Origin of the sequence: Helicobacter sp. MIT 05-5294, from assembly GCF_000765675.1 — a bacterium.
Classification (GTDB): domain Bacteria; phylum Campylobacterota; class Campylobacteria; order Campylobacterales; family Helicobacteraceae; genus Helicobacter_D.
This window is the reverse complement of record NZ_JRPA02000076.1, coordinates 1-656: the sequence shown is the minus strand read 5'-3', so window position 1 is coordinate 656 and position 656 is coordinate 1. Positions and strand designations below refer to the sequence as shown.

Genomic DNA, 656 nt, shown 5'->3' with positions numbered 1-656 from the left:
TTGAAAATTACAATTTTCAAACCTAAATCTAAAATCTCAATTTAACTTAACTTCAAACTTCTATTTTAACCTGCAAGTGATAAGACTTTTAATCTTAAATCTTTGCCAAGGAAGGCAATCAATAAAAAGGAGTTTAAAATGGCATTTCAAGTCAATACAAATGTTAATGCGTTAAATGCAACAGCTCAAAGCACATTCACACAAACAGATTTAGCAAGTTCGCTTCAAAAGTTAAGTAGTGGTCTTAGAATCAACTCTGCAAAAGACGATGCTTCAGGTATGGCGATTGCCGATTCATTGCGCTCACAAGCAAACGCTTTAGGTCAAGCAATCAAAAATGCTAACGATGGTATGGGGATTATCCAAATCGCTGATAAAGCTATGGACGAGCAAGTTAAAGTGCTAGATACTATCAAAACAAAAGCAACTCAAGCAGCTCAAGATGGTCAAACAGAAACTACAAGAAAAGCGATTCAAGCAGATATTAACCGATTGATTGAATCCCTAGATAATATCGCTCAAACAACTTCTTATAATGGTTTGACACTTCTTGCTGGTGGATTTACAAACAAAGAATTCCAAGTAGGTGCTTACTCTAACCAAACCATTCGTGCAAGTATTGGTGCAACAAGTTCTGATAAGATTGGGCATGTAAG

General features: G+C 35.7%; 1 pseudogene. It reads left to right on the top strand.

Features of this window, described 5'->3' with window-relative positions:
• Window positions 1–138: 138 nt before the first annotated feature.
• Window positions 139–656 (top strand): annotated as a pseudogene (locus tag LS69_RS10105) (flagellin B); the annotation flags it as partial.